The 20,575-nt window shown below is 36.5% G+C and carries 15 protein-coding genes and 1 rRNA gene; 14 read left to right on the top strand and 2 right to left on the bottom strand.

Translation table 11 applies throughout. The annotated features are described in order from the left end of the window. Positions 1–292: 292 nt before the first annotated feature. Entirely contained in the window at positions 293–2,680 is a 2,388-nt protein-coding gene (locus DS031_RS22510) for an S-layer homology domain-containing protein (protein WP_142675812.1), read from the top strand. A 55-nt stretch (positions 2,681–2,735) separates the two neighbouring features. Here the strand turns inward: DS031_RS22510 and yhfH are convergent, their stop codons facing one another. Further along, entirely contained in the window at positions 2,736–2,870 is a 135-nt protein-coding gene (yhfH, locus tag DS031_RS22505) for a protein YhfH (protein WP_113808413.1), read from the bottom strand. 341 nt (positions 2,871–3,211) lie between these two features. Between yhfH and DS031_RS22500 the strand changes: the two genes are divergently transcribed. The 12 genes from DS031_RS22500 to DS031_RS22445 all read left to right on the top strand — a co-directional run bounded on the left by DS031_RS22500 (position 3,212) and on the right by DS031_RS22445 (position 18,493). Next, complete coding sequence (locus tag DS031_RS22500) at positions 3,212–4,462, top strand: ABC transporter substrate-binding protein (protein ID WP_113808412.1); 1,251 nt, start codon at positions 3,212–3,214, stop codon at positions 4,460–4,462. Positions 4,463–4,532: 70 nt separating this feature from the next. Continuing rightward, positions 4,533–5,408 (top strand): carbohydrate ABC transporter permease, encoded by an 876-nt coding sequence (locus DS031_RS22495; RefSeq protein WP_113808430.1) that lies wholly within the window; start codon positions 4,533–4,535, stop codon positions 5,406–5,408. 20 nt (positions 5,409–5,428) lie between these two features. Next, positions 5,429–6,244: a carbohydrate ABC transporter permease gene (locus DS031_RS22490; RefSeq protein WP_113808411.1), complete on the top strand. Its 816-nt coding sequence runs from the start codon at positions 5,429–5,431 to the stop codon at positions 6,242–6,244. 30 nt (positions 6,245–6,274) lie between these two features. Beyond that, on the top strand, positions 6,275–7,654 hold the full coding sequence (gene sftI, locus DS031_RS22485; protein WP_113808410.1) for a sulfoquinovose isomerase: 1,380 nt from the start codon (positions 6,275–6,277) through the stop codon (positions 7,652–7,654). A gap of 23 nt (positions 7,655–7,677) precedes the next feature. Further along, positions 7,678–8,850, top strand: a complete 1,173-nt coding sequence (locus tag DS031_RS22480) for a diphosphate--fructose-6-phosphate 1-phosphotransferase (protein WP_113808409.1) — start codon at positions 7,678–7,680, stop codon at positions 8,848–8,850. After that, entirely contained in the window at positions 8,825–9,559 is a 735-nt protein-coding gene (locus DS031_RS22475) for a GntR family transcriptional regulator (RefSeq protein WP_113808408.1), read from the top strand. The genes DS031_RS22480 and DS031_RS22475 overlap by 26 nt, the downstream gene beginning before the upstream one ends. 129 nt (positions 9,560–9,688) lie before the next feature. After that, entirely contained in the window at positions 9,689–10,579 is an 891-nt protein-coding gene (locus DS031_RS22470; RefSeq protein WP_113808407.1) for a class II fructose-bisphosphate aldolase, read from the top strand. Between the two features lie 32 nt (positions 10,580–10,611). Beyond that, positions 10,612–12,042 carry an aldehyde dehydrogenase family protein gene (locus tag DS031_RS22465; protein ID WP_113808406.1) on the top strand — a complete coding sequence of 477 codons (1,431 nt, stop codon included), beginning with the start codon at positions 10,612–10,614 and terminating at the stop codon, positions 12,040–12,042. A 93-nt stretch (positions 12,043–12,135) separates the two neighbouring features. Continuing rightward, on the top strand, positions 12,136–13,194 hold the full coding sequence (locus tag DS031_RS22460; protein WP_113808405.1) for a M24 family metallopeptidase: 1,059 nt from the start codon (positions 12,136–12,138) through the stop codon (positions 13,192–13,194). 217 nt (positions 13,195–13,411) lie between these two features. Further along, positions 13,412–15,190 (top strand): solute:sodium symporter family transporter, encoded by a 1,779-nt coding sequence (locus DS031_RS22455; protein ID WP_113808404.1) that lies wholly within the window; start codon positions 13,412–13,414, stop codon positions 15,188–15,190. 23 nt (positions 15,191–15,213) lie between these two features. Next, a complete protein-coding gene (locus DS031_RS22450; RefSeq protein WP_113808403.1) occupies positions 15,214–17,247 on the top strand; it encodes an alpha-glucosidase in 2,034 nt (677 codons plus the stop codon). Positions 17,248–17,515: 268 nt separating this feature from the next. Then, positions 17,516–18,493: a bile acid:sodium symporter family protein gene (locus DS031_RS22445; protein ID WP_113808402.1), complete on the top strand. Its 978-nt coding sequence runs from the start codon at positions 17,516–17,518 to the stop codon at positions 18,491–18,493. A 120-nt stretch (positions 18,494–18,613) separates the two neighbouring features. On the opposite strand, the gene DS031_RS22440 is transcribed toward DS031_RS22445, so the two are convergent. Then, on the bottom strand, positions 18,614–19,831 hold the full coding sequence (locus DS031_RS22440) for a Gfo/Idh/MocA family protein (protein WP_113808401.1): 1,218 nt from the start codon (positions 19,829–19,831) through the stop codon (positions 18,614–18,616). A 653-nt stretch (positions 19,832–20,484) separates the two neighbouring features. Here DS031_RS22440 and DS031_RS22435 point away from each other — a divergent pair. Then, positions 20,485–20,575, top strand: a 16S ribosomal RNA gene (locus DS031_RS22435); the annotation flags it as partial.

Here is a 20,575-nt window from a genome sequence, read left to right as displayed (position 1 = left end):
TTGTTATTAGTATTGTATTACAACATTACCTGTTTTACAACAGTCTGTTATAAAACAATTTAAAATAATTCAATATACCTATTTTTTTGCGTTAAAGAATTAATTTTTAATATAAGCAATATTTTTGATGTTGTCTGATTTTGTAGAAGGGTGCTTTTAGGTAAAACTCGTAATCTTGTAATGACCTTCTTATTTTATGATAGAATACTTATTGTGTTTTATTTAAGGTGCAATAAGGATTGATTTCAAATTTTCATAGTTATAGGAAGGGAGTCAGCTATTGTTGGACAAAGTGTTTAAACATATCATTGCTGTTTTTGCTATTATTTTATTTATAAATTTCGGCTTTATATCTGAGCAGGGGCAAGCACAGAAAATTGTAAGTACTTCCTCAACTTACACATATGCTGAAATGGTGGCTGATATAAAAGCATTGCAAAAGAAATATCCTCATCTAATCACTTATAAATCAATTGGTAAAAGTGAATATGGTCGTGATATTTATGCGGTTTCCTTAGGAAGTGGAAACTCAACGGTATTCATTAATGGCTCACATCATGCTAGAGAGTGGATTACGACGGTATTAAATATGGATATGATTGAGCAGTATGCCAGTGCAGCAGCAAGTGGAACAAATATTAGTAATTATAATGCACGTAAAATTCTTGATGAAACAACCATGTGGTTTGTGCCGATGGTTAATCCCGATGGTGTTATCCTGCAGCAATTTGGGTTAAGTGCTTTTCCGGATAGCGTCCATGGCAGTTTGATTGTCATGAATGAAGGAAGTACTAACTTTAAACGTTGGAAAGCCAATGCAAAAGGTGTGGATTTAAACCGTCAATATGATGCTGGATGGCCTACTATCGCCAATAATCCGGGTTATCCAAAATGGTCTCACTATAAAGGAACAGCGCCGCATAGTGCTGCTGAAACGAAAGCAATTGTGCAGTTTATAAAAGAAATTGATCCTGAAATGACCAGTGCTTATCATAGCAGCGGCGAGATTTTATACTGGAAATACAAGCAGCCGACAGACAGGCTTAATCGTGACTATGTTTATGCAAAGAAGATTAGTGAGTATACAGGATACAGGCTATTTATGCCAGGTTCTAATCCTTCAGGAGGCGGATTAACGGATTGGTTTATTGAAAAATATAAACGCCCTGGCTTTACTCCAGAAGTTGGGAATTATGCAGGGGATACACATGTTTCCTTAGGAGAGTATCCTGAAATTTGGAATCAAAACCGCTATGTTGGTTTGTATATAGCCCAGGAAGGTTATAAATTGTACTTAGCAAGAGGTGGAAAACCGAAAGCTCCACCGATTATTGAAGTGACAGTGTTTATTAATGGAGAGAAACAAATATTCGATCAGCCGGCACAATTAATTGAAGGAAGAACATTGGTGCCTGTGCGGGGGGTATTTGAAAAGCTGGGAGCTGTTGTTAAATGGGATGGTTCGACATCAACAGTTACAGTCGTAAAAAATGATCGACATATTACTATGAAAGTTGGTTCAAAAACAGCGCAAGTGAATGGGGAAAATATTGAGCTGGATATACCAATGAAAATTATAAATGGCCGTACGATGGTTCCGCTTCGTATTATTGCAGAAGGTATAGGAGCTGAGATTAAATGGAATGGCACTAAAAATGAAGCGGCTATTTTATTAGATGAAACACCGCCAGAAGCACCAAAAGTAAATAAACTTTCTGATTTAGATGAAAGTGTTAGTGGAAAAGCTGAAATCAATTCTACTGTAACAGTAAGATTGAATAATGAAGTGATTGGTACAGCGGTTGCTAAAAATGGAACGTTCAAAATTACAATTCCAATTTTTGAAGCAGGTACAACCCTTACTGTTAGTACGGCAGATGAATCAGGAAATGAGAGTAATCAAATAGAAGTAACTGTATTAGAAACAGCAGGATATCCTGATACTGCTGGACATTGGGCGATTGAACCGATTCGCCAATTAAAAGAAGAAGGCATTATAGCAGGCTACCCAAATGGCAATTTTGGTGTAGAGGACCCAATTCGCAGAGCAGATGCTGCAGTTATTCTGATGAGATCATTTCAGCTTGAAGCAGGTGAACAAACTAATATGACTTTTCCAGATGTTCCTGAGGATCAATACTATACACCTGCTGTATCAGCTTTAACGAAGGCAGGTTGGCTTAGCGGCTACAAAGATGGTACATTCCGTCCTGATGGTTCTTTAACCCGTGCTGAAATGGCAAGTCTTCTTGTAACAGCTTTTGAGGTCGAGCTAAAAGAGCCTGTTTCATTTAGCGATGTATCCGGAAAATTTTGGGCGGCAGAAGCGATTCGAATTTTAGCTTCTAATGAAGTAATAAGTGGTTATCTTGATGGGACGTTTAGACCGAATCAACCAATTACAAGAGCGGAATTTACTGCATTATTATACCGCTGTCTTACTCAATTCCCTAAAATAACGGATATACCTAATGAAGAATCTCAGGAACCAACTGAATCAAATGAAGAGACAACTAATGAACCACCGGCAGATTCAGTTCAAAAATTAAATGAAGAGGTCATTAATGAACCACAAACACCAGCAGATTCAACTAAACAATCAAATGAAGAAATCAATAAAACAACAATAGAAGAAATAGAAGAAATGCCTAAAGAAAGCCAAAAAGAAACAGCTGAGTAACTTACTCAGCTGTTTCTTTTTATAGATTAGTAGAAGAAGGCGTTTTCAAAAGAGCTTATTCGTAAACTTTGCTAAGGCAGTGTTCGCATTGATTCATGTAAGATTCATGCTGTTCGCGAATTTTCTTTCCGCAGTCTACACATGTTTTTGGCGGTAGGTTTCTAAAAAATTCAGTGCTTTTTTGGATCATTTTAAATCCCCTCCGTTTGAGTTGTTACTTGTATTGTATTATAACATATTCAAAAATACAACTATCTGTTATAAAACAATTTAAAAATAGTAAAAATGTACTGTATAAAAATAAAGCTATAAAAAATTTTAAAAAGGTATTGAAAGCGCTTTAATTTTCTGTATAATAAAAATTAAGAAAATTAAAAATCAATGAATGTTTTGCAATACCAAATATGGTTTGCTTTTTTTAGGGGGTGAAACATAGTGATGTTTTAACAAAAGATAATAACGTTACAAACAAAAAGGGGCCAACTAAAGATTTGCTTCATCATCTTACTTAACTTAAAGGGGGAAATCTTAATGAAAAAGAAACTTGCTCTTATATTGTCACTTGTATTTCTACTAAGTACAGTACTTGTTGGTTGTGGTTCAAAGGAATCAGGCGCAGGTGAAGAGTCTAGCGATAAAAAGACAATTAACTTTGTGCACTGGCGGGGTGAAGATACAGAAGCATTCAATGAAATTATTAAAAAGTTTGAGGCAGCAAATCCAAACATTCACGTTGAAATGAATGTATTTCCATCTGAGTCTTATCAAGCTCAAATTCAAGCAACATTATTATCTGGAAAAGGTGCCGACGTATTTGCGACGATGCCGGGAAGCTATTTTGAAGCATTACAAGAAGCTGGAGTATATGCAGATCTTTCTAATCAAGAAATATTAAATTCTTTCTCTGAAGGTTTAATTACAGCAGGTCAGGCAGATGGGAAACAGCTAGCATTACCTTATCAGCTTGTTTATAACATTCCAGTATACAATAAAGGGATTTTCGAAAAGTTAGGACTTGAACCCCCAACAGATTGGAACGGTTTCCTAGAAGTTTGTAAAGTGTTAAAAGAAAATGGATATGATCCAATTTTATTCTCAGGAGACATTAGTCCTGGACAGTTTATTAATCCAATGATTATGAACAATCAGCCAGTAGATGATGCGTTTCATCAAGTGGAATTAGGAAATGAAAAATTAACAAATGATTGGTTTGTTAAAACATTATCACAAATTAAAGAATTAAATGACAACGGTTACTTCCAAGATGCTGCTCTTGGTACGAAGAAAGAAGGCGCTGCTGCATTATTTGCACAAGAAAAAGGTGCGATGCTTGCTCATGGTTCTTACATGATGGCGACAGTTAAATCTCAAAATCCCGAAATCGAACAAGGTTTACTTGCACCAATTACAGTAGACGAAAGTGAAATGAAATATGAAGGAATTCATACTGCTACATTTATGTTAGGTGTGAGCAATAAGTCAGCATATCAAGAAGAAGCACTTAAATTTATTGAATTTCTAGCTTCACCTGAAATTGCCGCTGAATACGCCAATACTACGGGTCAGCTTTTAACTGTAAAAGATGTGAACTATGATTCACCAGAGCTTGCTGAAAGCGGTAAATGGTTAGAAAAGAAAACTTTATTCCAGCCCCGTTACATGATTACAAATGAGCAGGTAAGTAAGGCAATTCAAGTTGCCATTGAAGATGTAATCTCGGGAGTAGAACCAAAAGAAGCGGCTGAAAAGGCGCAGAAAGAGGTAGACCGTGTTATCAAATAACAGTGTACAAAAAGCAGAAAGAGCGAAGGTATCACCCTTCACTCTTTCCGCTAAAAAAAGTACAAAAAAGATGAAATGGAACTGGACACTTTTTCTTTTTATACTCCCGGGGCTGATTATTTACGGTACATTTTTTGCAGGGCCGACTGTAGCGGCATTCTTCTTAAGTTTTACTGATTGGAATGGGATTTCACCAACCTATAATTTTGTAGGATTTTCAAATTACAAAGAGATGCTGACCAATGATCCTATCTTTACACAATCATTAGGGAACAACTTAAAATTTACATTAAGCGTGTTAATTTTTCAAACAGCACTAAGTTTATTTTTCGCAATCTTACTCGTTAAAAACACAAAAGCTAATGTCTTTTATCGAGCGCTTTATTTCCTGCCAACGATTGTTGCATCTGTATCAGTCGCATTTACATGGACATTTATGTATGACCCGAATATTGGCGCCATTAATAATTTCCTTTCAACGATTGGGCTGGAGTCACTTGCAAAATCATGGTTAGGAGACAAAGAAATTGCCATTTACAGTCTTGCATTTGTTCAGTTTTGGGCACATACAGGCCAAATGTTAATTATCTTTGTTGCAGGGTTGCATGCAATTCCAAGTGAAATGTATGAAGCAGCAAGCATTGAAGGAGCAAACAAATGGCAAACATTCCGTCATATTACATGGCCGCTTCTTGCACCATCTGCAACAATTGTTGTTGCCTATACAACGATTCAAAGTTTCAAAGCTTTTGATCTCGTTATTGCAATGACTGGTGGAGGACCATCTTATGCAACTGAAATTTTATCAACATTTTTATATCATGAAGCGTTTATTAACTTTAAGTTAGGATATGCTTCAGCAGCCGCTGTTGTATTTATGATTATTATTGCAATTGTCACAGTTTTACAATTTAAACTATTAAAGTCAAATGACTTAAAGTATTAATAGAAAGTGAGGAAGTGCAGATGAAAAAAGAACTTCCGAGACAGGTTATTCTCTTTATATATGCAGCCATGATTATAGTACCGTTTAGCCTTGTCTTTTTTACTACTTTTAAAACAACACCTGAGCTGTACTCAGACCCGCTCGGATTACCTGAAACATGGTCACTTATGAATTATAAGGATCTGTTTTTAAAAGAATCAATGATGCAATATTTTATGAACAGTGTCATTGTAACGCTTGTAAGTGTTGTTTGTATCCTCTTTTTTGCAAGTATGATTGCTTATGCGATTATTCGTATGCCAGGTAAAGTTGGGTTTGTTGTCTTTGCTTTCTTTGTAGTCGGAATGATGGTGCCAACGCAGGTAAACATGATTCCAATTTATTTACTTGTCAATAAACTTGGCCTTCTTGATACGTTACAAGGTGTTATTTTAGTATCAATTGGCTTTTTAATTCCAATTGCGGTGTTTATTTTAACAGGATTTATGAAAACGCTGCCGAATGGCTTGATTGAAGCCGCTAAAATTGATGGGGCAAATGAATGGCAAACGTATTCTAAAATTGTTATGCCGCTTTCACTTCCATCTGTTGCAACGGTAACAATCTTTGCTTTCGTAATTGTTTGGAACGATCTGTTATATCCATTGCTTCTTTTGAAGTCAAGTGATGTAAAAACATTGCCGATTGCTCTTTTAGATTTCCAAGGACAGTATTTAACAAATTATCCTATGATTTTTGCCGGCGTGATTGTCGCTTCAATTCCAATGATTGCAGCATATGTATTTTTACAGCGCTACTTTATTGCAGGTATGACAGCAGGTTCAGTTAAAGGATAAAATTATTGCAGTTGAAAAGGAAGTGTAACAATGCTTGAAACATCTGTTCATTCAAACTCAAAATTAAAAAATAAACTTAACATGTCAATCATTTATTTACCAATTGGAAGAAAAACATTTGATTTAGAAGCAGGTGAAAAATACCGAGCAGAAAGTGAAGCGTGGTTAACAGAAATGTGTGAAAAAGTTATTTCACCATCTGAAATTTTAACATCAGTAGAAGAATTAGAACAATTTCTTAGTGAGATTCACTCAAACGATATCGATGTAATCATTTATCAAAGTGTGACGTTTGCCGATGCTGAGTTTATCGCAAAAACAATTGAAAAACTGCCGCAGCAGGTGATTGTTTGGTCAGTACGTGAACCGAGTGTAGGTGGAAGGCTTCGTCTTAATTCTTTAACAGGCGGAAACAGCACATGTCATACATTAAAAGTGCACAACCGCTCCTATCGTTTTGTATTTGGAAATCCAACTGAATCAGCACTTCAAAAACGGATTTATCGCTATTTGAAAACAGAAGAAGTTGTAAAAAAATTAGCACAGCTAACTATCGGTGTTGTGGGAGATCATCCGCCTGGTTTTTATTTCTCAAGTACTGATGAAAAAGAACTTGAAGAAAGAACAGGCGTTCACATTCAAAATATCGATTTGTTAGAAGCGTTTAAGAAATGTGCTGAACTGCCAAAAGAAGAGTGGCTTCAAGCAGTTGAACGTGCTGAAAAACAAGTCATTGGATTAAATCGAAGTGATGAAACCGTTATAAAATTTGCCCAATTTTACACATACATTAAAAATATCATTGAAAATGAAGGAATTAATGCATTGGCAGTTCGCTGTTGGCCGGAATTTTTTAATGAATTAGGTGCAGCGGCATGTTCAACATTATCACAGTTTACAGAAGACGGGGTTGTGTCATCTTGCGAATCCGATATTCACGGTTCGATTTCAATGTTTATTCTTCAAGAATTTGGAGGTAGTGCACCGTACTTAGGAGACCTTGTTCATTTAAATGAAGAAAATAATTCTGTAACATTTTGGCACTGCGGGGCAGGTGCTTATTCACTTGCAAATCCTAAAACAGGAGCAACAGCAGGTGTTCATCCGAACCGAAAACTAGGCTTTACAATGGAATTTGGTTTAAAAGCAGGCGCTGTCACAATTGCTCGCCTTAGTAAAAATGAAGAAGGATATCGGATGTTAATTATGAAAGGAGAGGCGCTTGATACACCGCAGCAGTTTGCTGGAACATCTGTTGAAGTGAGACTGCCTAAAAATGCATCTGAGACGTTATATCATTTAATGGAAGATGGAGTAGAACCACACTATGCAATTGTTTATGCCGATATTGAAGAACAGTTAATAGATTTAAGCAAACGACTAGGAATTGAAACCATCGTTTATGCCTAGTGAGAGAGGTGGCGTCAAATGTTATGAAAAAAGTGGCGATTGGTCAAGCGGGTGGACCTACAGCAGTTTTTAATACAAGTCTAATCGGGTTTTTAGATCATTGTCATGCAGAAGTATATGGGGTATTAAAAGGATATCAAGGACTTGTAGAAGGAAGTTTTATTCCGCTTGAAGGAAGCATGCTCAAGAAAGTAGAACAATATCGCAGTGTTCCAGGAGCTTGTTTAGGTGCTGGACGTTATCCGATGACTGAAGAAGCGCTTGAGAAAGCGGTTAATAATTTGCGGTTAAAAGGAATTGATACGCTTGTTTTTATTGGTGGTAATGGTACAATGTGGACAATGCATCAACTTGAGAAAAAAGCAAAAAAGATTGGGTATGATCTTCAAGTTATTGGTATTCCAAAAACGGTTGATAATGACTTGGCTGAAACTGATCATGCACCTGGATTTGCTAGTGCGGCTCGCTATGTCGCATTATCAGTACGAGACATTAGTAAAGATCTCGAGGCGATGCGAAATTTTGAACAAGTACGAATCATTGAGACGATGGGAAGAAATGTCGGTTGGCTTGCCGCGGCAAGTGGTCTTTTAAAAGCGAGTGAAAGTGACGGTCCACACAAAATTTATCTTCCGGAAGAAACGCTATCAGCAGATCAATTTTTAAATGATGTAAAAAACCTTGTAGCTGAGTTTGGATTTGCAAGTATTGTTGTTAGTGAGGGAGTAAAGTTAAATGAAGGCAAAGCAGTAGAAAAAGCCTTTGTAAATGGCCGGTCAGTGCTTGGAGGGATCTCTAAACAGCTTTCCTCATTTGTTCAGGAAGAACTTGGGTTAATGGCAAGGGATGAGTTGTTAGGAATGAATCAGCGCAGCAGTCAATTTGCAAGTTCTGGTCAAGACCGTCTTGAAGCATACGAGGTTGGAAAAAAAGCAGCACACCTCATCTCAGAGGATATATCTGGTGTGATGGTTACGATTGAAAGACTACAAAAGTCATACTATGATTATCAATTTGGAACAGCGCTATTACAAAAAGTAGCTGCTGGGGGTGAACGTTCACTGCCTAAGCTATTCCGCGTTAATCAACAAGCCTTCTATCGATGGCTGGAGCCATTAGTTGGACGTGATGTGGAGCCTTTTCCCTCGATGATTCAAAGGAGAGAAATTCATGAGAAAAAGTCTTTTAGATCATAATAGTCCATTACCTCTTTATCAACAAGTGAAAGAGATTTTAGTAAAGCGCATACAAGAGAAGATTTGGCGTCCGGGCGACCTAATCCCAACAGAAGTTGAACTGATGGAGGAGTTTAATGTAAGTCGAACAACACTTCGTCAAGCTATTACAGCACTTGTGCAAGATGGTCTCCTTGAAAAACGCCAAGGAAAAGGGACAACGGTAAAGTCTCAAAAGCTTGTCGGTTCACTTGGAAGACTAACAGGATTTGCAGAAGAAGTGATGGAAAAAGGCTACCATCCGCATTCTAAACTGCTTCGAGCCGAGTTTCATGATGGCTTATATATTGAGAAGAAAAAATTAAAGCTCGATGATGACAGCCGTGTGCTTGTTATTGAACGAATTCGCTTTGCTGATGATGAACCGATTGCTTTTGAACGCACGTGCTGGCCGGAACACATTGGTGAAATCTTAATGGCACATGATTTAAATGGTGCGAAGTATTATCAAATTTTAGAAGATCATAGTGTTTATTTAAAGAAAGCAAATGAGACGATTACTGCTGTTAATGCAACGCTTTATGAAGCAGATTTACTTGGTATTAGCGGTGGGCAGGCGCTTCTTGAAATGACACGTTTAGCTTATGGTATCGATGATCAGCCAATTGAATTTACGCGAACGAAATATCGTTCGGATCGCTATCATTATAATATTGAATTACATCGATAAAAGGAAGTTTAAAAAGCAGCATAAGAATTAGCGGGAATATTACTTTTTTATTAATAAGTTTTTGCTGCTTTGGACTTCAATAATGTTATATATCTGAATTTTTCGATAGTTAAAAGAGGAGGAAATAAGATGGCGTTTATTAGTGGGAAAGACATGCTGCAGCATGCTTATGAAAATAAATACGGAGTTGGTGCATTTAGTGCACATAATGCAGAAACAATTCAAGCAATATTATGGGCAGCTGAAGAAGAACAAGCACCTGTTATGATCCAAGTTGGTCAAAAGGTGATTCAATATATGGGGCTTGAAGAAATGACGAAAATGATTGAAGTAATGGCAAAAAATATTACCGTTCCAGTTGCGATTCATTTAGATCATTGTCGTAATTTTAATCAAGCGACAAAAGCGATTCAGCTTGGCTTTCAATCTGTTATGTTTGACGGATCAGGTTTACCATTTGAAGAAAATGTTGCAACTACAAAAAAAGTAGCTGAGTTTGCTAGATCACTAGGTATTGGTACAGAAGGTGAAATTGGGAAAATCGGCGGTACAGAAGACGATATTACAGTTGCAGAGGAAGACGCTCTTGTAACATCTGTTGATGAAGCACAAGTTTTTGCTGAACAGACAGGTATTGATTATATTGCGGTTTCAATTGGAACGGCTCATGGCATTTACAAACAAACACCAAATCTTCATTTTGAACGCCTTCAAGAAATTAATGCAGCGGTAAAACGTCCAGTCGTTCTTCACGGAGGATCAAGCGTACCGGATGATCAGGTGCAAAAAGCAATTTCTCTTGGGGTTGCCAAAATTAACGTTGATACAGAACTTCGTCAAGCATTTACACTAGGAATCCAAGAAGTATTTGAAGAAAATCGTGAAGAGTGGCATCTTGCTGTTTCACTAGATCGCGGTCGTCAGCTTATGAAAGAAAAAGTACAAGAGAAAATTCGTGTGTTTGGAAGCAGCGGTAAGGCAAAAGATCTACTTAACAACGAAAAGATCGTAACGTTATAACGAATAAGTATCTAAATTAGGAGGTATTTTAAATGTTTAAAACAGAAATTCCATCATATAAGCTTTTTATTAATGGTGAAGAGATGATCACGCAAGAAACGACAAAGGTGCTCAATAAGTATACACAAGAGGCCGCAGCAGAAATTGCTGTTGCCAATAAAGAGCATGTAGATCAAGCAGTAGCGTCAGCAAAGGCTGCATTAGACGTGGAGTTCTCCTCATATGAACGTTATGAAGTATTAATGAAAACAGCTGATCTTTTAAAACAAAAACGTGATATGTTTGCAGAAGCGTTAGCAAAAGAAGTTGGAAAACCATTAAAAGAATCTTATGGTGAAGTTGATCGCTCTGTCCAAACATTACTTCTCTCTGCAGAGGAAGCAAAACGTATTCACGGTGAAGGTGTGCCTGTTGAAGCTGCGCCAGGATCTGAAAATCGGATGGCTTTTACATTAAAAGTTCCTGTTGGAGTGATTGCAGCGATTACACCGTTTAATGTACCGCTTAATCTTGTATGTCATAAAGTAGGTCCAGCACTTGCTGCAGGAAACAGCGTTGTCTTAAAACCGGCAGAACAAACATCAATTGTTGCGATTTTATTAACGCAGCTTTTCCGAGAAGCGGGTCTTCCTAAAGGACGTTTAAATTTAGTGACAGGAAGCGGCCGGAAAATCGGGGATTGGCTCCTTGAAAACAAAGATGTCAACATGTTTACGTTTACCGGCAGTCAAGGAGTTGGGGAATATATTCGCTCAAAAGCAGGTTTGCGAAAAGTAGCTCTTGAACTTGGAAACAATTCTGCAACAGTTATTCATCATGATGCTGATTTAGAGCTGGCAGCTTCTCTTGTTGCAGCTCGCGGTTTTAACAATGCTGGTCAAGTTTGTATTTCGGTGCAGCGCGTTTATGTACACAAAGACATTGAAGAAAAGTTTTTAGCGTTAGTAAAAGAAAAAACTGAAGCACTTCAGCTTGGAGATCCATTTGATGACAATACGGATGTAGGCCCGATGATTCATGAAAAGGAAGCCATTCGTGTAGAAGAATGGGTAAAAGAAGCGGTTGAACAAGGGGCAGAATTAGTGACAGGTGGAAAGCGAGAAGGTGCGCTGATGGAGCCGACTATTTTAAATAATGTAAAACCATCGATGAAAGTAAGCTGCCAAGAAGTATTTGGTCCTGTTATTTCAATTAGCAGCTACAATAATATTGATGAAATGATTGAAAGAGTAAATGACTCTAATTATGGTCTTCAAGCAGGAATTTTTACAAACGACTTAAAGCTTGCAATGAAAGCGGCGAAGAAAATTGAAGTTGGTGGATTGATTGTCAATGATACTTCAGCCTACCGCGTTGATCAAATGCCATATGGGGGTGTAAAAGCAAGTGGTAATGGAAAAGAAGGACCAAAATACGCAGTAGAAGAAATGACGGAAGAGCGTATTATTGTTTTAAATTTATAAAATGGGATGTTCCAAAAGGTGCACTGCCTTTTGGAACCCCTTTTATTAAAATGTGTAAGTTGGAGTTTATGAAATAAAGGGAGTGGTGAACGGATGATGGAAAAGTTGGCATCATTATTAGAAAATGATAAGGTTCTTCTAATTGAACGACAAGAAGATTTTTCATGGCTTTTAAAAGGCCGAGGACATATTGGGCTTGCATCGGGAAAATCGTGTGGTGCCTTACTTATATCAAATAATGATTGTATCCTGCTTTCAAATAATATTGAGTTACAACGACTTGTAAATGAAGAAATAAAAGGGGAAGTGATTGAATATGAATTTCCTTGGTATGATGAAGCGAAAAGAAAAGAGATTTTAGATCGGCTAACAGCAGGAAGAGAACTTATAGATGATACGATGCTTGCTGCTGAGTTTAAAAAACTTCGTACAACATTAACGAATCCAGAAAAAGAACATTATAAAAAAGCGGCTCGTTTAACAGGGGAAGCAGTTGAATCTGTCTGCTATCGATTGAAAGTTGGAATGACCGAATATGAAGCGGCAGGAGAAGTGGCGAAAGAGTTATATGCAAGAGGGCTTGATCCTGTTGTTACGCTTATTGGAAGTGATGAACGGCTCGATGGAGTACGTCATTTTCTACCAACGCTTAAACCGATTAAACGAAAAGTCATCATTTCCGTTGTCAGTCGTTCACAAGGCTTAATGTCCAGTGTGACAAGAACAATTTATTTTGAAGCGCCGACAGAAGAGGAAAAGAGAAAAATGCATGCGGTTCAATACGTTGATGCACAACTTATTGCGGCATCGAAAACAGGAGTATCATTTTCAGCATTATTTAAAAATATACAAAGTTGGTATGAAGAAGCCGGTTTTGCAGGGGAGTGGCAAAATCATCACCAAGGCGGTTTAACAGGGTTTCTTCCTCGTGAAGAACGAGTGATGCTATCTTCTTCTTTTGAAATTGGTCAAAACCAAGCTTACGCGTGGAATCCATCAGTTCCAGGCGCAAAATCAGAAGACACCATTTTATTAAATGAAAATGAGAATGAAATCATTACACTAACAGGTAACTTTCCAACAACAACGTTTAATGTAAATGGAGTGTCTGTTGTTCGTCCTACTTATATTCAGCAAACATCATGGTATTAAAAAGGTTTATAATAAAAGTTTTGAAAGTATTGATTCTTAGAAGGCGTTTACATTATACTTGTATGTAGCAAAAGAAATAATAAACGTATATTTTTGATTGTAAAGGTAGTTATGTATTTTAAAAGATAGTTATGTTGTTGGGGTTAAGTAATTGGAAGCGTAAGTTAAAAACTGTCGTTTCCTTATAATACGTTTATTTTATAGAAAGAGGTTTCTTATGGGTCATTCAAGTATTTTGTTTACGTTAGCATCCTGTATCTTTTTCATGGTTTTAGTGGCATGGATTTCTTACGTTAAAACGAAAGGGCATATAACTGACTCAACAGGCTATTTTTTAGCGGGACGAGGGTTAACAGGTGGATTTATTGCAGGTTCCCTATTGTTGACAAATTTATCTGCTGAACAATTAATTGGTTTAAACGGCCAAGCCTATCGTTCTAACTTGTCAAATATGGCATGGGAAGTAACAGCAGCTTTTGCAATTGTTGTGATGGCTCTTTATTTGCTGCCAAAATATTTAGGAGGTTCCTTTACTACGTTACCGGAGTTTTTAAGTACCCGTTATGATGAAGGAGTTAGAAGATATACTGTTATTTTGTTTATGCTCGGTTATATTTTAGTAACAATTCCTTCCACCTTATACTCAGGCGCATTAGCTGTTCTTAAATTATTTAATATACCAGAATTATTAGGTATTTCATATGTACAATCTGTATGGCTGTTAATCTGGTTAATTGGTATAGTTGGTGCTGTTTATGCTATTTTCGGCGGATTGAAAGCGGTTGCTGTTTCAGATACGTTAAATGGAATTGGTTTAGTAATCGTAGGGATATTGGTTCCTGTTTTAGGTTTCTTCGCATTAGGTGATGGAAATCTATTTGAAGGGATGAAACAAATTACAATTCATCATCCGGAAAAACTTAATGCAATTGGTTCAAAAGAAGATTCTGTGCCATTTGGAACAATTTTTACCGGTATGGTCTTTGCTAATTTGTTCTATTGGGGGACAAATCAATATGTGATCCAACGTACATTGGGGGCAAAAAGTCTCGCAGAAGGTCAAAAAGGCGTTATTTATTCTGGATTTTATAAGTTAGCTATTCCATTATGTATGATGATTCCCGGTGTGATTGCGTTTCATCTTTATGGAGGAAACTTAGAGCCGGTAGATTTAGCTTACCCAGCACTTGTTGCGGAGCTTCTGCCAACTTATTTATCGGGATTTTTCTTAGCAGTTCTGCTTGGTGCAGTGCTAAGTTCATTTAATTCATTATTAAATAGTGCTGCAACAATGTTTGCGCTTGACATTTATAAGCCGTGTTTTAATCCAGATGTAAGTGATGAAAAGTTAATTAAAATTAGCAAATTATTTGGAAGCGCTATCGCTTTGATTTCATTTTTTGTCTCACCTTTATTAATGAATGCTCCGGATGGATTATGGGATTTAATTCGCCGATTTACCGGATTTTTTAATATCCCAATTATTACAATTGTGCTTGTAGGAATCTTTTCAAAGTACATTCCAGCTGCTGCAGCAAAAATTGTTATTATTTTTCATGTTATTACGTATTACATGCTTGTTTGGGGATTAGAACAATTATTTAGTATTCAGTGGAACATGAACTTCATTCATATTTATGCCATCTTATTTGCTGCAGAAGTAATCATTATGATAATTGTAGGGAAAGTAAAACCAAGAAATCAGGCGTATCATTTTCAATCATCTGCTCAAGTTGAAATGGTACCTTGGAAATATGCGTTAGCCGCCACTTTTGTCTTGTTATCGCTTGTTGTCGCGACTTATATAGTGTTCTCACCTCTTGGTTTAGCCTATACAAAAGGAATTGTATCTTTCTATTTCTGGCCTGTAATAACAGGGGTAATAGTAATAGGTGCTCTTCTAGTCTATCAATCAGTGAAAAAATGGAATGGTAAATATGCAAGAGTGCTTAAGAAACAGTATGAACAATCGGTTTCAAGAGACCGCTCTGCTTAACTATTAAAAAAGGGGAGAATAGGATGTCTATAAAGATTGATAAGAAGATTAAATTGCAGAAACTTAATGATGGATTTGAAATAAGCATTAATGAAATTACAGTGCTGCGTCACACAATTGAACAACCGATGCTTTATGTTGGATATGGTGAGGAAAAAATTGATATGTACCGCGGTAACTTTGATATTAAAGATTATGTAATTGAGCGAACAGCACTTCGTTATGCGACAGTGGAAGAAAGCGATGATTCAACGTTAATTCGATTTTCTAAATATCCAAAAGGTGAAGAATCATTAATTATTTCTATAAAAGAAGAACAGCAAAGATTAAAGCTGGAATTCGATCAAAAGGATAAGATGATTAATCGTATTTGGCTGCGAGCAGCTGCTGATCAAGATGAAAAAGTTTATGGGTGCGGGGAACAATTATCCTATTTTAATATGAGAGGGAAAAACTTTCCGCTGTGGACGTCTGAACCAGGAGTAGGGCGAAATAAAACAACATATACAACATGGCAGGCTGATGTAAAAGATAAAGCAGGCGGCGACTATTACAATACAAACTTTCCACAGCCAACTTATGTTTCAAGTAAAAAATATTATTGTCATGTAGAAACAACGGCTTATGCTGATTTTGATTTTCAAAATGATTCGTTCCACGAGCTGCAAATTTGGGACATTCCAAAGTATGTATTGTTTGAAGCGGCTGATTCTTTTGTAAGTTTAGTAGAAAAAATTACAGCTTTGTTTGGCAGACAGCCAGAACTGCCTGAGTGGACATATAATGGGGTTTGGCTCGGGATTCAGGGAGGTACTGATGTAGTTGAAGAGAAGTTAGAACGTGCTCTTGCAAAAGGAGTAAAAGTTGGTGGAGTATGGTGCCAAGATTGGCAGGGGAAACGAATAACTTCTTTCGGAAAAAGGTTAATGTGGAATTGGCGATGGAATCCAGAAGAGTATCCAAATCTTGATCAAAAAACAAAAGAATGGAAAGAAAAAGGGATTCGCTTTTTAGGATATATTAACCCTTATGTAGCTATTGAAGGAGATTTATATAAAACGGCAAGTGAAAAAGGTTATTTAGCGTTAAATGAACAGGGAGAGGACTACCTTGTAGATTTTGGTGAGTTTTATTGCGGTGTTGTTGACTTCACCAATCCGGAAGCTTATGAATGGTATAAAGAAGTCATTAAAGACAATTTAATTGATTTTGGGTTGGATGGCTGGATGGCAGACTTTGGTGAGTATTTACCGACAGATGTTGTTCTAAAAAATGGGGTATCTGCGAAGATTATGCACAATGCTTGGCCGGCAATATGGGCAAAAGTAAACTATGAAGCCGTTCAAGAATCAGGAAAGCTTGGAGAAGTTGTTTATTTCATGCGTGCAGGTTATACAGGTTCACAGAAATACTGCACACTTTTATGGGCAGGAGATCAAAGCGTGAATTGGAGTCTAGATGATGGTTTAGCATCAGTGATTCCAGCAGCACTATCTTCTGGAATGATTGGCTGCGGATTAAGTCACAGCGATATCGGCGGATATACAAGTTTGCATGGAAATAAACGAACAAAAGAATTATTTATGAGATGGGCTGAAATGGGAGCATTTACGCCTGTTATGAGAACACACGAAGGAAATCGTCCTGATGATTGTTTTCAATTTGATGGTGATGAAGAAACGTTAGAGCATTTTGCTCGAATGACAAATGTTTATGTAAAACTTGCTCCATATACAAAGGAATTAGTAAAAATGAATGCTGAATCTGGTCTTCCAGTGCAGCGTCCACTATTTATGCATTATGAAGAGGATGAAAAATCATACGATATTCAATATCAATATTTATATGGGAGCGATCTTCTAGTAGCTCCGGTGTATGAAGAGAAAAAGGAAAAATGGTCTGTATACTTACCAGAAGATGAATGGGTACATTTATGGACTGGAGAAGAGTATAATGGAGGCGGTGTGGAAGTTGATGTTCCACTCGGTTACCCAGCTGTTTTTTATCGTAAGAATTCAGTATTTGCTAAACTTTTTAAAGAAGTTTCAACAATATAAATTAGGGGTAGCAATTGAGAGTTCGGTAGGAAGAATTTCCTGCCGAATTATTTTTCAAAGAGGTTAAAAATTTATACTAATCTTTCATATGATAAAAAGGTAAATGTTTAACTAAAAAGATAGTGATCTTTTTAGTTAAGGTAACTATGTATAAGATATTTAAAATGAAAGTTTGTCTTTTCGAATAATATTGTTTATTCAATGAAAACAGCTGTTGTTAAAGCTATAAAGTTCATCATGATGCTTAAAAAAGGGTCAGGTGGTTTATATGGGTATGATGAAATCGGTAAATATTTTTCTAGAAAAGTGGATCTTTCTTATTCTTCCGTTATTAATGACAGCGGGCTTTTTAACAGGAGATTATCTCAATGGATGGAGTGATTTAACCGCTCCATTATTTATGATTTTAACCTTTATTTCTTCATTATCTGCTGATTGGAGAAAGTTTACGGATATTTTAAAGCGGCCTGCATTATTTTTGGCTGTATTAATTATTATTCACTTATTGTTTCCGTTTTTCACATTAAAGATTGCTGTTCCGTTATTTTCAAATCAGCCAGAATTAATGACTGGATTAGTCTTAACGATGGTGCTTCCGATAGGTGTAACCTCAATATTCTGGATATCATTTGTAAAAGGTAATGTAAATTTAGCTCTGTTAATCGTTACATTAGATACATTACTCAGCCCGATTATTTTACCGGCTGCTTTATACAGTATGTTAGAGTCAAACGTACATCTGGATGTAACCAGCCTTATATTAGGGCTGCTGAAGTTGGTGCTAATTCCTTCTGTATTGGGAATGGTGGCAGGTGAGTGGTTAAGGAAGCATAGGCCCGGTTCATGGTTTAAAACTACTTCATCCTTCACAAGTAAAATTTGTCTTTATTTAATTGTTATTTTAAATGCGGCTTCCCTTTATTATCCTTTACAAAAAGTAGGTAATGATTTTTATAAATTATTCATTACTATTTTTACTTTAATGGCTATTGGTTACGTCATTAGTTATGTAGTAGGAATGTTTTTTGTCAAAGACACTGGAACACGCATTGCTGTTTCATATTCTGGGGGTGTGAGAAATTACACAGCTGGAGTTGTGTTAGCAATGAGTTATTTCACGCCGGTGGTTGCGCTTCCTGTACTCATTGCAATGTTATTGCAGCATCCTTTAGCGATGATATTTTATTTGATTTTTAATAAGTTATCCAAAAGAAAAGATCAAAAAATTCATGCTGTATCTCATTGAAGAATGGTAGTATCGTTGTATTATGAAAAATATAATGTTTAAGCCAACAAATAGGCGATTTCTTTCAAACTTTGAAAGAAATCGCCTATTCATAATGAATCCATAATGAAAATGTTTCTGCTAAACCAATACACCATTTTCTTTTAAAACATCATTAATTGTTACGGATTGACCTGTTTTAATCGATTGTTCTGCAGCCGCACCAACGACGACAGACCAAAATCCTTCTTCTACTGTAGCTGTATTTGTTTGTTTTCCTTCAATATTATCAATAAAATAAATATGTTCATAATAGGTAGCACCGCTATGCCCGCTTCTTTCAATGTAAGAAGGATAACAAGGGTTTGAAACCTTTGATGGTTTTCCTTCTCCGCGCATTATTTCCAGTTGATTTCTTGGTCGTTCACTTGAAAGAAAGTCTTCATTTTCAGAAGCCTTTAGACGTCCTTTATTACCGCAGATGACAATCTCTTCATAAAACATTGGTGAAAACATATTTAAATTAAAGCTTGCTCGAATGCCATTTTCGTATGTGACAATCACGAAAGCGTTATCAATAATATCTGATTTTTCACCATTGTATTCAAATTCAGTAAAGTTAACAGCGGTACTGCCCGATGCATAGACTTGTACAGGCTTTGCCTGTGCAAGTAAGTTCATAAGGTCAAAATAATGACAGCACTTTTCCACTAACGTACCACCTGAATATTTAGAGAATTTATTCCACTGCTTCACTTTATCTAAAAATGGAATGCGATGTTCCATAATACTAATTGTTTTAATATCTCCAAGTGCCTTGCGTTCAAGTGCCTCGTGGATAGTTTCAATATAGATCGCTTTATAGCGGTATTGTAAGCCGATTTGGAAAACAGGTTTATAATTTTTAGCAATTTGATTGATTTCATAAGCATCTTGAATCGTTGTTGCCATCGGTTTTTCAAGTAAAATATGTTTGCTGGATTTTACTGCTTCTTTTACGATTTCAATATGGGTATAATTTGGAGTGCAAATCATTAAACCGTCAACTTCAGGGTCATGACAGGCTGCTTCTAACGACTCATAGACTACTAAAGGGCTGTTGGGAGCGAGAGTGGAAAATAACTTTTTTGCTTGTTTAACACTATTCGGATTTGGGTCATAAATGCCGTGAATCGTCGCTCTTCCTTCCATTAATGTTACACGCATATGCTCCTGCCCGATATTTCCGCTGCCTATTACATTGAACTTGTATTTTGGCTGATTGACAGAGGAGAGATAACGGTCCGTATCAGGGAGATAATCAAATTTAGAGTTACGGGAGAGATACTGATTTTGTAATTCTTTTCTTTTCTGTACCATTCCATGCGCCTCCAGTATAAATTTTATAAACATCATAATGAATTATAAAAGATACCTATCTTTAATGTTACCATGTTGAATGGTATAGGTAAATGATTTATCTAGAATTATTCCATAATGTCGTTTTTGTTAAAAAGTATCGGAATAGTACAAAACCAATTCTGTTTTAGCTGTCTAACTGTTTAGAAGTGATTTTATTCATTAAGATTACTTGTTTCTCCATAAATTGCACTAACCTTTTTAAATTCCCTGTTGGTTTACTCGGCAAATCTTGTTTGAGAAATATTTATAGTAGAAAAAATCCTTGACGATTGTAGGTAATCTCTGTATAATCAATTTCTGTTGCTGTATTATTTACTTAGACAGCATGAGAGGAATTAAAAACTTTTTGAAAAAGTTATTGACTCTGAATGAAAAAGTTGTTATGATAATAAACGTCGCTGCTAGACAACAGCAGATGAGACAAATCAAAACATAAAAAACTTTTTGAAAAATGTTGACAAGGTTTTGGATATATGATAAATTATATCTTGTCGCTTCAACGAAAAGTGATAGCAAATGTTCTTTGAAAACTGAACAAAACGCCAAGCGAATTTATGCAATACTACGAAAGAAGCAATTCTTTCGACAACAACTATTGAGCAATTCAAACTTAATTTGAGAGTTTGATCCTGGCTCAGGACGAACGCTGGCGGCGTGCCTAATACATGCAAGTCGAGCGCGTGAAACTAACTGATCCCTTCG

The organism is Bacillus taeanensis, from assembly GCF_003318295.1.
Lineage (GTDB): Bacteria > Bacillota > Bacilli > Bacillales > UBA6769 > Maribacillus > Maribacillus taeanensis.
The sequence above is the reverse complement of the archived record's forward strand: the minus strand, read 5'-3'. Positions and strand labels throughout refer to the sequence as shown.

Coding starts and splice junctions, on each gene's coding strand:
- DS031_RS22480 (WP_113808409.1), top strand. CDS start 7,678: ATGAAAAAAGTGGCGATTGGTCAAGCGGGTGGACCTACAGCAGTTTTT.
- DS031_RS22465 (WP_113808406.1), top strand. CDS start 10,612: ATGTTTAAAACAGAAATTCCATCATATAAGCTTTTTATTAATGGTGAA.
- DS031_RS22475 (WP_113808408.1), top strand. CDS start 8,825: ATGAGAAAAAGTCTTTTAGATCATAATAGTCCATTACCTCTTTATCAA.
- DS031_RS22470 (WP_113808407.1), top strand. CDS start 9,689: ATGGCGTTTATTAGTGGGAAAGACATGCTGCAGCATGCTTATGAAAAT.
- DS031_RS22455 (WP_113808404.1), top strand. CDS start 13,412: ATGGGTCATTCAAGTATTTTGTTTACGTTAGCATCCTGTATCTTTTTC.
- DS031_RS22450 (WP_113808403.1), top strand. CDS start 15,214: ATGTCTATAAAGATTGATAAGAAGATTAAATTGCAGAAACTTAATGAT.
- DS031_RS22500 (WP_113808412.1), top strand. CDS start 3,212: ATGAAAAAGAAACTTGCTCTTATATTGTCACTTGTATTTCTACTAAGT.
- sftI (WP_113808410.1), top strand. CDS start 6,275: ATGCTTGAAACATCTGTTCATTCAAACTCAAAATTAAAAAATAAACTT.
- DS031_RS22440 (WP_113808401.1), bottom strand. CDS start 19,831: ATGGTACAGAAAAGAAAAGAATTACAAAATCAGTATCTCTCCCGTAAC.
- DS031_RS22495 (WP_113808430.1), top strand. CDS start 4,533: ATGAAATGGAACTGGACACTTTTTCTTTTTATACTCCCGGGGCTGATT.
- yhfH (WP_113808413.1), bottom strand. CDS start 2,870: ATGATCCAAAAAAGCACTGAATTTTTTAGAAACCTACCGCCAAAAACA.
- DS031_RS22460 (WP_113808405.1), top strand. CDS start 12,136: ATGATGGAAAAGTTGGCATCATTATTAGAAAATGATAAGGTTCTTCTA.
- DS031_RS22490 (WP_113808411.1), top strand. CDS start 5,429: ATGAAAAAAGAACTTCCGAGACAGGTTATTCTCTTTATATATGCAGCC.
- DS031_RS22445 (WP_113808402.1), top strand. CDS start 17,516: ATGGGTATGATGAAATCGGTAAATATTTTTCTAGAAAAGTGGATCTTT.